General features: G+C 69.6%; 10 protein-coding genes. 2 read left to right on the top strand and 8 right to left on the bottom strand.

Annotated elements, in window-relative coordinates; all coding sequences use genetic code 11:
* Positions 1-59 precede the first annotated feature (59 nt).
* On the bottom strand, positions 60-716 hold the full coding sequence (locus tag ACKTT0_RS15200) for an HAD family hydrolase (RefSeq protein ID WP_407852437.1): 657 nt from the start codon (positions 714-716) through the stop codon (positions 60-62).
* Between the two features lie 2 nt (positions 717-718).
* Complete coding sequence (locus ACKTT0_RS15195; protein ID WP_407850677.1) at positions 719-1,684, bottom strand: RluA family pseudouridine synthase; 966 nt, start codon at positions 1,682-1,684, stop codon at positions 719-721.
* 502 nt (positions 1,685-2,186) lie between these two features.
* Here ACKTT0_RS15195 and ACKTT0_RS15190 point away from each other — a divergent pair.
* On the top strand, positions 2,187-5,222 hold the full coding sequence (locus ACKTT0_RS15190) for an Rne/Rng family ribonuclease (protein WP_407850676.1): 3,036 nt from the start codon (positions 2,187-2,189) through the stop codon (positions 5,220-5,222).
* 104 nt (positions 5,223-5,326) lie between these two features.
* Entirely contained in the window at positions 5,327-5,773 is a 447-nt protein-coding gene (locus ACKTT0_RS15185; protein WP_407850675.1) for an acyl-CoA thioesterase, read from the top strand.
* Positions 5,774-5,867: 94 nt separating this feature from the next.
* Here ACKTT0_RS15185 and ACKTT0_RS15180 read toward each other — a convergent pair whose 3' ends face one another.
* The 6 genes from ACKTT0_RS15180 to ACKTT0_RS15155 all read right to left on the bottom strand — a co-directional run bounded on the left by ACKTT0_RS15180 (position 5,868) and on the right by ACKTT0_RS15155 (position 13,055).
* Positions 5,868-6,413, bottom strand: coding sequence for an acyloxyacyl hydrolase (locus ACKTT0_RS15180; protein WP_407850674.1), 546 nt, complete (start codon positions 6,411-6,413; stop codon positions 5,868-5,870).
* Between the two features lie 159 nt (positions 6,414-6,572).
* Entirely contained in the window at positions 6,573-7,448 is an 876-nt protein-coding gene (gene accD, locus ACKTT0_RS15175; protein WP_407850673.1) for an acetyl-CoA carboxylase, carboxyltransferase subunit beta, read from the bottom strand.
* 36 nt (positions 7,449-7,484) lie between these two features.
* On the bottom strand, positions 7,485-8,345 hold the full coding sequence (gene trpA / locus ACKTT0_RS15170; protein WP_407850672.1) for a tryptophan synthase subunit alpha: 861 nt from the start codon (positions 8,343-8,345) through the stop codon (positions 7,485-7,487).
* A 4-nt stretch (positions 8,346-8,349) separates the two neighbouring features.
* Complete coding sequence (gene trpB, locus ACKTT0_RS15165) at positions 8,350-9,549, bottom strand: tryptophan synthase subunit beta (RefSeq protein WP_407850671.1); 1,200 nt, start codon at positions 9,547-9,549, stop codon at positions 8,350-8,352.
* A gap of 61 nt (positions 9,550-9,610) precedes the next feature.
* On the bottom strand, positions 9,611-10,768 hold the full coding sequence (argE, locus tag ACKTT0_RS15160; RefSeq protein ID WP_407850670.1) for an acetylornithine deacetylase: 1,158 nt from the start codon (positions 10,766-10,768) through the stop codon (positions 9,611-9,613).
* A gap of 61 nt (positions 10,769-10,829) precedes the next feature.
* Positions 10,830-13,055 carry a RelA/SpoT family protein gene (locus tag ACKTT0_RS15155; RefSeq protein ID WP_407850669.1) on the bottom strand — a complete coding sequence of 742 codons (2,226 nt, stop codon included), beginning with the start codon at positions 13,053-13,055 and terminating at the stop codon, positions 10,830-10,832.
* Positions 13,056-13,144 lie beyond the last annotated feature (89 nt).

Genomic DNA, 13,144 nt, shown 5'->3' with positions numbered 1-13,144 from the left:
GCGAGTCTTGTTATAGACGAACGCGAGGCCGTTCTATTCCACGCCAGTGGCGCGCCGGCTCAGGCGCCCGCGCGCGGCAGCAGCCATTCGCGCAGCGCCGCGACGCTGTCGACCACCGCCTGCGGCCGGCAGCCTTCGAGTTCCTGCGGGCTGTGCGCGCCATAGGCCACGCCCAGCCCGTGGACGCCCGCATTGGTGGCCATCTGCAGGTCGTGCGACGTGTCGCCCACCATGACCACGCGTTCCGGTTCGACACCCAGTTCGTCCATGAGTTCGTGCAGCATGGCCGGATGCGGCTTGCTGAAGGTCTCGTCGGCGGTGCGGGTGGCGTCGAAGACGCTGCCCAGGCCAGTGGCGGCCAGCACGCGGTTCAGCCCCACGCGGCTTTTGCCGGTGGCGACCGCCAGGCGCACCTGGCGGTCCGCCAGCGCGCCCAGCAGGGGCTCGATGCCGTCGAACAGCTTCAGGTCGGGGTCGCGCAGCAAATAATGGGTACGGTACCGCTCCAGGAAGCGCGGCACCATCGCCTGGGTCAGTTCGGGGACGGCGCGGCGCAGCGCGCTCTCGAGCGACAGGCCGATCACCCAGCTGGCGGCCGAGGCGGTCGGCACGGGCAGGTCCAGGTCGCGGCAGGCGCCCTGGATGGCGGCCACGATGCCGTTGGTGGAATCCATCAAGGTGCCGTCCCAATCGAACACGACCAGCGAATAGGGCATATTCAAGCGCTCTCCAGTTGCTGCAGCAGTTTCCGGCAGGCGGCGGGCAGTTCCGCCGTCAGCCGCAGGGTTTCTCCGGTGAGCGGATGCGGCAGGGTCACTTGGTGCGCATGCAGGAACATGCGCCCGAACCCCTGGCGCGCGAACCGCGCCCGGACTTCATCCGTCCCGTATTTATCATCGCCGACGATGGGAAAGCCACCGGCCGCCAGGTGAACCCGGATCTGGTGCGTGCGCCCCGTGCGCAATTCGGCATCGACCAGACTGTACCCCCCATAGCGTTGCCGCAGGGTGACGATGGTATGCGCGGCCTGCCCCGCCGGGTCGGGCCGCACGCGCCGCTCGCCCGACTGGGTGGTCCATTTGGTGAGCGCCAGGCGGATATGCTGCCGCTCGTTGACCCAGTCGCCTTCGACCAGGGCCAGGTAGTGCTTGTCGCCCTTGCCTTCGCGCAGCATGGCGTGCAGCGCCAGCAGCGCGCTGCGCTTCTTGGCCACCATCAGCAGCCCGGAAGTCTCGCGGTCGAGGCGATGGACCAGCTCCAGGAAGCGCGCCTGCGGCCGGGCCGCCCGCAGCTGCTCGATCACGCCGAACGAGACGCCGCTGCCGCCATGCACCGCCACGCCGGCCGGCTTGTCGATCACCAGCAGCGCATCGTCTTCGTAGACGACCGGGAATTCGGCGCCGGGCACCGGCCGGGCTTCGCCGGGGGCCGGCAGCCGCAGGGGCGGCACGCGGACCAGGTCGCCCGCGGCCACGCGGTAATCGGCCTGGATGCGTCCCTTGTTTACCCGCACCTGGCCGGCCCGGATCGCCTTGTAGATGTGGCTCTTGGGCACGCCCTTGCACAGGCGCAGCAGGAAATTATCGATGCGCTGGCCTTCGTGCTCGGCCCCCACCTCGACCATGCGGACCGCGGGCGAGCTGGCGGGAGAGGAAGTTTCTTTGCGCATTGCGGAAAGCGACATATAATCGGGACAGCCTTAAGGGGCTGAACAAGCCGCCTGGCGTAGAGATGCATTTGTGCGCGTCTCCGTCGAGCGCGCGGGCCGCCATTGTACTGCCTGCTCATTCAGCTCCGGGGCCTCTCGGTCGCCGGCGCAACCGCGCCCTGCCGGATGGTGGTGTGGCACTCCTTTGCCCGCCGTCCGCAGGTCCGTTGCCTGCCGCAAGCGGCTCTGGAGCACTGCAAGAATCGTCGCGTAATTAAAGCACCAGGTGCGTGCTGGCAGATCCCCGCCGCACCTGCCGTTCACAGCAACCCTTCCGTCAACCACACTTAGTGAACCTGACCCCCCTGCTGACAGAACCGCGTGCCGTACGGCACGACGTGCCCGCCTGACCCGCGGCGGCCATGCCTGGGCGCAGCCCGGCAACCGGCCGCATCTCTTGCCTGCTTCAGTCCGCAGCCCGAGTGGCCCGAGGTCACGCGCCGATATCGGCGCGTCATGACAACGGAGAACCCCACTCATGAAGCGCATGCTGTTCAATGCAACGCACCAGGAAGAACTGCGCGTTGCCATCGTCGATGGGCAGAAGCTCATCGATCTCGACATCGAAACCGCCGGCCGCGAACAGCGCAAAGGCAATATTTACAAAGGTGTCATCACCCGCATCGAACCGGGCCTGGAGGCCTGCTTCGTCAACTACGGCGAAGACCGCCACGGCTTCCTGCCGTTCAAGGAAGTGGCCCGCAGCTACTTCAAGGAAGGCGTCGACGTCCGCACCGCCCGCATCCAGGACGCCCTGCGCGAAGGCCAGGAACTGATCGTCCAGGTCGAAAAGGAAGAGCGCGGCAACAAGGGCGCCGCCCTGACCACCTTCGTTTCGCTGGCCGGCCGCTACCTGGTGCTGATGCCCAACAACCCGCGCGGCGGCGGCGTCTCGCGCCGCGTCGAGGGCGAGGACCGCCAGGAACTGCGCGACACCATGGAGCAGTTGGAAGTCCCGCAGGGCATGAGCATCATTGCCCGCACCGCCGGCATCGGCCGCAGCGTCGAAGAACTGCAATGGGACTTGTCCTACCTGCTGCAACTCTGGACGGCCATCGACGGCGCCGCCCGCGACAACGCCGCGCCGATCCTCATCTACCTGGAATCCAGCCTGGTCATCCGGGCCATCCGCGACTATTTCTCCCCCGAAATCGGCGAGATCCTCATCGACACCGACGAGATCGCCGACCAGGCCACCGCGTTCATGAGCGTGGTGATGCCCGACAACGTCCAGCGCGTCAAGCGCTACCGCGACGACATCCCCCTCTTCTCGCGCTTCCAGATCGAGCACCAGATCGAGACCGCGTATTCGCGCACCGTGCAACTGCCCTCGGGCGGCGCGGTGGTGATCGACCATACCGAAGCCCTGGTGGCGGTCGACGTGAACTCGGCGCGCTCGACGCGCGGCTCCGACATCGAGGAAACCGCCCTGCGCACCAACCTGGAAGCGGCCGATGAAGTGGCCCGCCAGCTGCGCCTGCGCGACCTGGGCGGCCTGATCGTGATCGATTTCATCGACATGGAAGACGGCAAGAACCAGCGCGCCGTCGAACAGCGCCTGCGCGACGCCCTGCATTTCGACCGCGCCCGCGTGCAAATGGGCAAGATCTCGCGCTTCGGCCTGATGGAACTGTCGCGCCAGCGCCTGCGCCCGGCCCTGAACGAAGGTTCGCACATCACCTGCCCGCGCTGCAACGGCACCGGCGTGATCCGCGACGCGGAATCCAGCGCGCTGCACGTGCTGCGCCTGCTGCAGGAAGAGGCCATGAAGGAAAACACCGCGGCGGTGCACGCCCAGGTGCCGGTCGACGTGGCCACCTTCCTGCTCAACGAAAAGCGCTCCGACATCGCCAAGATGGAGGCCCGCCTGAAAGTGAACCTGGTGCTGATCCCCAACAAGCACCTGGAAACCCCGCACCACCACATCGAGCGCCTGCGCCACGACGACCCGCGTCTCGAGGAAGTGAAGACCAGCTTCGAACTGGCCGAGGCCCCCTCGACCGACATGGCCTGGGCGCCGCGCGACCAGGAAGTCAAGGCGCGCCCCGAGGCCCTGGTCAAGGGCATCACGCCGTCGCAGCCGGCGCCCGTCTCGGCCCCGGCGCCGGCCGCGGCCGCCCCAGCGCCCGCGCCCGCCGAAGGCGGCTTCGGCGGCCTGTTCAAGCGCCTGGTCGGCTGGCTGAGCGGCAGCGCCGAGCCCGCCGCCCCGGAGACCCCCAAGGAAGAACCCAAGCGCGCCGGCGCCGCCCGCGGCAAGCGCGCGCATGATGGCCAGGAACGCCGTGGCGAGCGCCACGGCTCGGACCGCGGCCGCCATCGCCGGGGCGAGGCGCGCGGCGAGGCCAGCGAGCCGGCCGAAGGCGCCGCCCGCCACCACGTGCGCGGCAACCGTCGCCCTGAAGAACGCGCCGAGCGGCCCGCCCGCGGCGAGCGGGAAGCCGCCCGCCCCGAGCGCGCCCTGGCGCCCGAGGCCGCCGAGGAAACGTCCGGCGGCCGCGGCAATCGCGGCCGTCGCGGCCGTGGCCGCAACCGGCGCGAGGACACGCAGCAGGACGCGCCCATGAGCGAGCAGGAAAGCATGGTCGCCGCCCTGGCGGAAACGGTCGCCACCGCCTTGCCCGCCGCCCAGGGTCCGGCCATTGCCGCCGCCCTGACGGAACGGGCCGAGGCCGAAGCCGACTCGGCTCCGGGCGCGCAAGCTCCGGCTGGCGACCAGGAAGCCGCTGAAGGCGCCGCCGATCCGGAACGCAAGCGCCGCCGCCGTCGCAGCCGCCGCGGCCGCCGCGGCCAGGACGAGCTGGCCGCGACCGGCGCCGAAGGCCAGGCCGAGGACGCCCAGGAAGCCGATGCCGCGACCGGTGAGCCGGCAGCGACTGAAGCCGCCGCAGCCACGCCGTCGCCCCTGCAGGCCCCGGCCGCCGACCTGGCCGACGTCTCCAATGCCGCGGCCGTCGCGCAAGGCACGCCCGAGATCGCCGTGCCGGCCCCTGTCGCTCCGGCGGCGGCCAGCATCCCGGCCACCGCCGAGCCGGCTCCCGCCACGCCGGCGGCCCCGGCCGGACCAGCCCCGGCCGCCGCTCCGGCGGAAGCCGCCGCTCCGGTAGAGGAAGCCCCCGAAACCGCCAGCGCGCAGGCGCCGGCGGCGGCCGAACCGGTATCGCACCCCGAACCGGCCCCCGTGGCGGCGCCCGCCGAGGCGCCGGCCCCGGTCACGGTCGAAACGGCCGAGCCGCCCGTCCAGCCGGCCGAGCCGGCGGTCACGGCCGCACCGGCTCCCGCGGCGGCGCAGCCCATCGTGGTGCCCGCGGCCGCCCCGGCCGTCTCCAGCCAAGCCCTGCACGAGGTGGTCAGCGCGGCCGGCCTGCAATGGGTCGAGACCGACCCCGAGCGCCACGCGCAGACGCAGCAGCGCATCGCCGCCAGCTACACGCCGGCGCGCCTGGGCCGCGAACGCAAGCCGGTGCCCCCCGTCTCCAACGAGCCGCTGGTGCAGGTGGAAACCCAGCGCCACTGATGCGCCCGGGCGGATCCCGCCCGGCCATTGAAGAACAACGCCGGCATTGCTGCCGGCGTTGTTTTTGGGCAAGGTAGCGCCATGACATCAATGGCGGAGCAACCATGACAGACCGACTGGCGCCGGAAGACCGCGCGGCGTACCGGCACTTCACGCCCATCGCCACGCGCTGGATGGACAACGACGTCTACGGCCACGTCAACAACGTCGTCTACTACTCGTGGTTCGACACGGCGGTCAACGGCATGCTGATCGCCGAAGGCATCGCCGGCGCGGACTCGCCCACGGCCATCGGCCTGGTGGTCGGCAGCCAGTGCCAGTATTTCGAGCCGGTGTCGTTCCCCACGCCCGTCGAGATCGGGCTGCGCGTGGCCAGGCTGGGCACCAGCAGCGTCACCTACCGCCTGGGCGTCTTCAGCGCGGGCCGCCAGGCCTGCCATGCCACCGGCCTGTTCACGCACGCGTACGTGGATCCGCGATCGCGCCGCCCGGTGCCGGTGCCCGACCGCCATCGCCAACGGCTGGCCCGTTATGCCGTGCCCGGCGCATAGCGCCGGCATGTCCGCCCGCACGATTTCCATGGACGACAAAAAGGCCGGGTGAATACCCGGCCCCGCCTGGCATGCGTGGCGCCGCCGCGCCGCGTCAGAACTGGTACGTGTAGGTCAGCTGCAGCACGTCCAGGCCCGGGTTCGGGCGCTTGATGCTGGCATTGGAGAAATGCGAATATCGCAGGCCGAGCCGGTTGTGGGGCGTGACCATGAAGCCCATGCCGAGGTGGTCGCCGAACTGGAACGCGGTGCTGATGTTCTCGTCGGCGAAGCGGGTATGCGTGAAGGCCGTGGCGCCAATGCCGGCCTCGACGTAGAAGCGCTCGGTCATCCACCAGCGGAACATCGGGATGGCATTGAATTGCCACACGCTGCTGGGCGAACGCGAGCCGCTGGCCCACCAGTAGGCCGCGCCGAATTCGCCGGTGAGGTCCAGGCGCCCCCAGTTGCCGCCGAATTCGTACAGGTTCAGGCCCGGGGTTTCATAGACCAGCTCGGCGCGCTGATAGTGTTCGCCCACCCCGTAGTGCAGGCCGATGCCGCCCTGGGTAGATTGCTGGGCCTGCGCCGAGAACGCCAGGCCAGCCAACGAGAAGGCGGCCAGGGCCGCCCGGATATTCTTCTTATTGAGACTCGACATGAATGCTCCAGATCCTGTGTTTTGCACACCGGTAAACATAGCAGAAATTCAGCCGCGCCCCGCCCTGCCTGTATAAGCCAGGCAACAGTCCGGCCGGAAAATCCAACGTGGCGTGGAAGATACCGGGTGGATTCCTAGCGTATATGGAAATATCGCGCGTCAGGCCGCCACGACGTCGGCCGGCTGGTCGGTCAGGAGCGCCAGCAGGCGGGCGATCTCTTCGCGCAACTGGCGGCGGTCGACCACCATGTCGATGGCGCCCTTTTGCAGCAGGAATTCCGCGCGCTGGAAGCCTTCCGGCAGTTTCTCGCGCACGGTCTGCTCGATGACGCGCGGGCCGGCAAAACCGATCAGCGCCTTCGGCTCGGCGATGACGACGTCGCCCATGAAGGCGAAGCTGGCCGACACCCCGCCCATGGTCGGATCGGTCAGGACGCTGATGAACGGCAGGCCGGCGGCCGACAGGCGGGTCAACATGGCGTTGGTCTTGGCCATCTGCATCAGCGACAGCAGGCTTTCCTGCATGCGCGCGCCGCCGGAGGCGGCCACGCAGATGAACGGCGTCTTGTTGTCCAGGGCCACCTGGGCGCCGCGCGCGAAGCGCTCGCCCACCACCGAACCCATCGAGCCGCCCATGAATTCGAATTCGAAACACGCCACCACCGCCGGCACGCCGCGGATGGAACCGCTCATGACCACCAGCGCGTCGGTCTCGCCGGTCTGCTTCATGGCTTCCTGGACGCGCTCGGGATACTTGCGCGTGTCCTTGAATTTCAGCGAATCGACCGAGCGCGTATTCTGGCCGATCTCGACCCGCCCTTCCACGTCGAGCAGGGAATCGAGACGGGCGCGCGAACCGATGCGCATATGGTGGTCGCACTTGGGGCACACATGCAGGTTGGCGGCGAGGTCTTCGCTATAGAGCACCGACTCGCAGGACGGGCACTTGACCCACAGCCCTTCCGGCACGCGGCGCGCGCCGCTGTCGCTGGTCTTGTTGATGCGGGGAGGCAGGAGTTTTTCGATCCAGCTCATTGTCGTTCTTCCGTTGGGAGGCCGCGCGCCGTGGCTTCAGGCCGGCGGGTGGTCTCGTTTGACTTGGTCGAGCGCCTGCCGGATGCCGGCCAGCCACTGGCTGGCGGCGGCGACGGCGGCGCCCGTCTGTTCGCCGGCGGGCGCGCTTGCGACCGCCTGTTCGAGGGTTTCGATGAGCTTGCTGCCGATGACCACGGCGTCGGCGGCGCGCGCGATGCGCTGCGCGCTGGCGGCATCGCGGATGCCGAAGCCCACGCCCACCGGGACGCCGACATGGCGGCGGATGAGCGCCACGCGGGCCGCGACTTCATCCGTATCCAGGCTGCCGGAACCCGTGACGCCCTTGAGCGACACATAATAAACGTAGCCGCGCGCAATGCGCGCGACAGCCTGGATGCGCGCCTCGGTGGTGGTTGGCGCCACCAGGAAGATCGGCGCGATGCCATGGGCTTCCAGGTGGCCGGCGAAGGCGTCGATCTCCTCGGGCGGATAATCGACCACCAGCACGCCGTCGACGCCGGCGGCCTGCGCCGCCTCGGCGAAGGCCTGCAGGCCCATGCGCTCGATGGGGTTGGCATAGCCCATCAGCACCACCGGGGTGGCGTCGTCGTCGCGGCGGAACTGCGCCACGAGCTCCAGCACGCGACGCAGGCCGACGCCCTGGGCGATGGCGCGCTCGGTGGCGCGCTGGATCACCGGCCCGTCGGCCATCGGGTCGGAAAACGGCACGCCCAGCTCGATGATGTCGGCGCCCGCCTGCTTCAAGGCGTGCATCAGCGGCACGGTGGCCTCGGGCGACGGGTCGCCGGCGGCGATGTAGGGGATCAGCGCGGCCGCGCGGCCGGACTCGGCGACGCGGGCGAAGGCCGCTGCGATACGGTCGGTTCGGGTGGTCATGGTGTCAGAACTGGATACCCGCGCGTTCGGCGACGGTGTGCATGTCTTTGTCGCCGCGGCCGGACAAATTGACCAGGATGATGGTGTCCTGGGGCAGCGAGGGGGCCATCTTGACCGCGTGCGCGATGGCGTGCGAGGACTCCAGCGCCGGCATGATGCCTTCGATGCGGCAGCAGTCGTGGAACGCCGCCAAGGCTTCGGCGTCGGTGACGCCGACGTACTCGGCGCGGCCGCTGTCCTTGAGCCAGGCGTGCTCCGGGCCCACGCCGGGGTAGTCCAGCCCGGCCGAGACCGAGTGCGTCTCCTGGACCTGGCCGTCGGCATCCTGCATGACATAGGTGCGGTTGCCGTGCAGCACGCCCACCTGCCCGGCCGCCAGCGAGGCCGCGTGGCGGCCCGTATCCAGGCCTTCGCCGGCCGCTTCCACGCCGATCAGGCGCACGTTTTCGTACGGGATGTACGGATGGAAGATGCCCATGGCGTTCGAGCCCCCGCCCACCGCCGCCACGACGTAGTCGGGCTGGCGGCCGGCTTCCTCGGGCATCTGCGTCAGGCATTCGTTGCCGATGACGGTCTGGAAGTCGCGCACCAGGCGCGGATAGGGATCGGGGCCGGCGACGGTGCCGATGATGTAGAAGGTGTTCTCGATATTGGTGACCCAGTCGCGCATGGCCTCGTTCAAGGCGTCCTTCAGGGTGCGCGAGCCCGACTCGACCGGCACCACGGTGGCGCCCAGCAGCTTCATGCGGTAGACGTTCGACGCCTGGCGGCGGATGTCCTCGCTGCCCATGTAGACCACGCATTCCATGCCGTAGCGCGCCGCCACCGTGGCGGTGGCCACGCCGTGCTGGCCGGCGCCGGTCTCGGCGATGACGCGCGGCTTGCCCATGCGGCGCGCCAGCAGGGCCTGGCCGATGCAATTGTTGACCTTGTGGGCGCCGGTATGGTTCAGGTCTTCGCGCTTGAACCAGATCTGCGCGCCGCCCAGCTCGCGCGACCAGCGGGCCGCGTGGTAGACCGGGCTGGGACGCCCGACGAAATGCTTGAGCTCGTAGTTGAAGGCCGCGATGAACTCGGGATCGACCCGGCAGCGATCGTAGGCCGCGCGCAGCTCGTCGAGCGCGTGCATCAGTGTTTCCGCCACGAATACGCCGCCGTAGGGGCCGAAATGCCCCTGGGCGTCGGGAAGGTCGTAAGATTTCACCAGTTTCTCCTGGGCTGCGGCAGGCACGGCGGCCGCGAAGCCCGCTTCGCAACCCGCCATTTTAACCGAGCAGCGACTGCCCCAGGCGACGCAGGAATTTCTCGCAAGCCTCGAGCTGGTCCAGCGCGACGTACTCGTCGGGCTTGTGGGCCTGCTCGATATGCCCCGGCCCGCAAACCACGGTGGGCACGCCGATGCTCTGGAACAGGCCGGCCTCGGTGCCGTACGCCACCTTGCGGGTGGCGCGGTCGTCGGTCAGGGCGCGCACCAGCTGCGTGATGGCGGCGGCCTCGGAGGCGTCCAGGCCCGGCGCGCGGGCGCCGCTGCGGATGTCGATGCGGGCGCCGTCGAATTCGGCGCGCATGGCCGGCAGCAGCGTCTCTTGCACATAGCGCTCGACCTCGGCCTGGATAGCGTCGGCCGGCATGCCCGGCAGGTTGCGGAACTCGTACGAGAACTCGCACAGCTCGGGAATGGTATTGACGGCGATGCCGCCCTGGATCAGGTTGGTGGTCAGGGTGGAATACGGGACGTCGTAGAACTCGTCGTACGGCCCCTTGGCCTTGAACGCGTCGGCCAGCTCGCGGATGCGGCAGATCAGGCGCGCCGCGTACTCGATGGCATTGCAGCCGCGCGGCGTCAGGGACGAATGCGCCGCCTTGCCGTGCACACAGCAGCGGAACAGGTTGATGCCCTTGTGCGCCACCACCACCTGCATGCCGGTGGGCTCGCCCACCACGCAGCCATCGGGCCGGATGCCGCGCTCGCGCAGCTCGGCCAGCATCACGGGCGCCCCCACGCAGCCGACTTCCTCGTCGTACGAAAAAGCCAGGTGGATGGGCTTCTTGCGCGGCATCGCCAGGTATTCGGGCACCAGCGCCAGGCTGGCCGCGATGAAGCCCTTCATGTCGCAGGTGCCGCGGCCGTAGAGCCGGCCATCGGCCTCGGACAGCACGAACGGGTCGGTGGACCAGGCCTGGCCGTCCACCGGCACCACGTCGGTGTGGCCCGACAGCACGATGCCGCCCTGCTCGCCGCCATCCGCGGCGGGCAGCGTGGCGAACAGGTTGGCCTTGGTCCGCTCGGCGTTGTGGGCCAGCCATGCCTGCACGCCCTGGCTCTTGAGCCGGTCCCGCACGGTTTCGATCAAGCCCAGGTTCGAATTGCGGCTGGTGGTATCGATGCCGACCAGCGTTTCCAGCCAGGTGCGCGTATCCATGTGACGAATCTCGACGGAGTAAAACACCGAGTGTAGGACAAACCGCCAGCCGCGCGGCGGATCAGTGGCGCGTGGCGGAGGTGACGCCCGGGACCTCGGAAAGGGCGGCCAGCGCCTTGCCCAGCGATTCGCCGCCGCGCACCTCGACGGTGAAGATCATGTGGGCCAGCGACTGGCGGCTCTGGGTGTTGACGCCCACCACGTTCAGGCGCTGGCGCGCGAACACTTCGGACAGGTCGCGCAGCAGCCCGGAACGGTCATGCGCGCGCACGCTGATATCGACCGGGTAGAAGGCCTCGGAGGTCTGGCCCCAGGCCACCTCGATCACCCGTTCGGGCTCGCGGGCGGCCAGCGCCTGGTAGCTGTGGCACCCGGTGCGGTGGATCGACACGCCGCGCCCGCGCGTCACGAAGCCGGCGATCTCGTCGGGCGGCGCCGGGCGGCAGCAGCGCGCCAGTTGGGTCAGCAGCGAGCCCACTCCCACTACCAGGACCCCGCTCTTGCCGCTGCGCGCGGCACTGTCGGCGCTGTGCGCATGGGCCAGGTCGGCCGCCTCGGGCTCCGCCTCGGGCGCCGGCTGCTGGAACACGGCGTCGATCTGGCGCAGGCTGAATTCTTCCTTGGCGGCCGCGACGTACAGGTCGTCGGCGCGCGCGAACCCCAGGCTCTGCGCCAGCTGCTCCAGGTTGACGGCGGTCTTGCCGAGGCGCTGCAGTTCTTTTTCGACCAGCGCCTGGCCGGTGGTGATGCGCTGCTGCAGCTCGATGGCGTTGAACCACATGCGCACCTTGGCGCGCGCGCGCGGGCTGGCCAGGAAGCCCAGCTGCGGGTTGAGCCAGTCGCGCGACGGCCCGCCCGACTTGGCCGCGATGATCTCGACCGTCTGGCCAGTGGCCAGGCGGGTTTGCAGGGGCACCATTTGCCCGTCGACGCGGGCGCCGCGGCAGCGATGGCCCAGGTCTGTATGCAGGTGGTAGGCGAAATCGACCGGCGTGGCGCCGGCCGGCAGCTCGATGACGCGCGCCTGCGGCGTGAGGACGTAGAGGCGCTCTTCGCGCGGCGCGCCGGCGGGCGCTGCCCGCGTGCCGCCCGCCTCCATGTCGGAATTCCAGGCCAGCAGCTGGCGCATCCACGACAACTGGCGGTCGTATTCGCTGGAGGCGGCCACCTGGCCGCCCTTGGCCCCCGCCTCTTTGTAGCGCCAGTGCGCGGCCATGCCGTATTCCGCGAACTGGTGCATGCCGCGCGTGCGGATCTGCACCTCGAACGGCCTGCCGTCATCGTCGGCCACCACGGTATGCAGCGAACGGTAGCCGTTGGGCTTGGGCCGCGAGATGTAATCGTCGAACTCGTCCGGCATCGGGGTCCACATGTCGTGCACCATGCCCAGCGCGGTATAGCAGGCCCGCACGTCGTCGACGATGACCCGCAGCGCGCGCAGGTCGTACAACTGCGAGAATTCCAGGCCCTTCAGGCGCATCTTGTTCCAGATGCTGTAGATGTGCTTGGGCCGGCCGCTGACTTCGGCCTGGATGCCAGCCTTGGCCAGCGCCCCCTGCAGCCGCTCGATCGCGCCGGCGATGAAGGCCTCGCGCTCGATCCGCTTTTCTTCGAGCAGGCGGGCGATTTCCTTGTAGCGCCCGGGCTCCAGGAAGCGGAACGCCAGGTCTTCCATTTCCCACTTGACCTGCCAGATGCCCAGCCGGTTGGCCAGCGGCGCGTAGAGGTCGAGCGTTTCCCGGGCGAACGCCTGCGAGCACGGCGTCTTGGATTCGGCATGCCAGCGCAGCGTCTGCAGGCGCGAGGCGAGCCGCATCAGCACGATGCGCAGGTCGGCCGCCATGGCCAGCAGCATCTTGCGCTGCATTTCCTTCTGGTCGCCGCTGTCGGCCTCGCTGTCGCTGGCGCGGCGCGCCACCATGCCCAGCCGCAACAGGGCGCGCGCGCCCTGCACCAGGCGCGCGACCTCCGGCCCGAATTCGGCGGCCAGCGGATCGGTGCGCAGCGGCGGCGCGGGAGTGGCCAGGTCGGTCGGCAAGGCGGCCACCAGGGCCGCGATGCGGGTGGCGGCGTCGGTCTGCAGGCCCGCCAGGATGCGCACGGTGCCGGCCGCATGGTAGGCCGCCGGCTCGCCGGTGCCCATCTGCTGGCCGGCGAATTGCGGCACGGCCCAGGCTACCGCCCGTTCGATGCGCGCGGGGGCGTCGGCGTCGAGGCCCGCGCCCGCCGCCTGGCGCCAGGCGTCATCGAATGGCGAGAGCGCATCGGTATCGGGAATAACGGACATCGCGGAACGAACCGGACCGGCAGGAGATCGAAATTTTCCTACACTCTACACTAAGCGCGAGCGCGCGGAGCGCGCGGCAAGCATGAACA

Origin of the sequence: Bordetella saccharivorans, assembly GCF_045862855.1 — a bacterium.
Lineage (GTDB): Bacteria > Pseudomonadota > Gammaproteobacteria > Burkholderiales > Burkholderiaceae_B > Bordetella_A > Bordetella_A petrii_F.
The sequence above is the reverse complement of the archived record's forward strand: the minus strand, read 5'-3'. Positions and strand labels throughout refer to the sequence as shown.

What these genes read in the sequence shown, in the direction of transcription:
- ACKTT0_RS15195 (WP_407850677.1), bottom strand. Translation starts at nt 1,684, where the DNA reads ATGTCGCTTTCCGCAATGCGCAAAGAAACTTCCTCTCCCGCCAGCTCG.
- ACKTT0_RS15200 (WP_407852437.1), bottom strand. Translation starts at nt 716, where the DNA reads ATGCCCTATTCGCTGGTCGTGTTCGATTGGGACGGCACCTTGATGGAT.
- ACKTT0_RS15190 (WP_407850676.1), top strand. Translation starts at nt 2,187, where the DNA reads ATGAAGCGCATGCTGTTCAATGCAACGCACCAGGAAGAACTGCGCGTT.
- ACKTT0_RS15180 (WP_407850674.1), bottom strand. Translation starts at nt 6,413, where the DNA reads ATGTCGAGTCTCAATAAGAAGAATATCCGGGCGGCCCTGGCCGCCTTC.
- accD (WP_407850673.1), bottom strand. Translation starts at nt 7,448, where the DNA reads ATGAGCTGGATCGAAAAACTCCTGCCTCCCCGCATCAACAAGACCAGC.
- argE (WP_407850670.1), bottom strand. Translation starts at nt 10,768, where the DNA reads ATGGATACGCGCACCTGGCTGGAAACGCTGGTCGGCATCGATACCACC.
- ACKTT0_RS15155 (WP_407850669.1), bottom strand. Translation starts at nt 13,055, where the DNA reads ATGTCCGTTATTCCCGATACCGATGCGCTCTCGCCATTCGATGACGCC.
- ACKTT0_RS15185 (WP_407850675.1), top strand. Translation starts at nt 5,327, where the DNA reads ATGACAGACCGACTGGCGCCGGAAGACCGCGCGGCGTACCGGCACTTC.
- trpA (WP_407850672.1), bottom strand. Translation starts at nt 8,345, where the DNA reads ATGACCACCCGAACCGACCGTATCGCAGCGGCCTTCGCCCGCGTCGCC.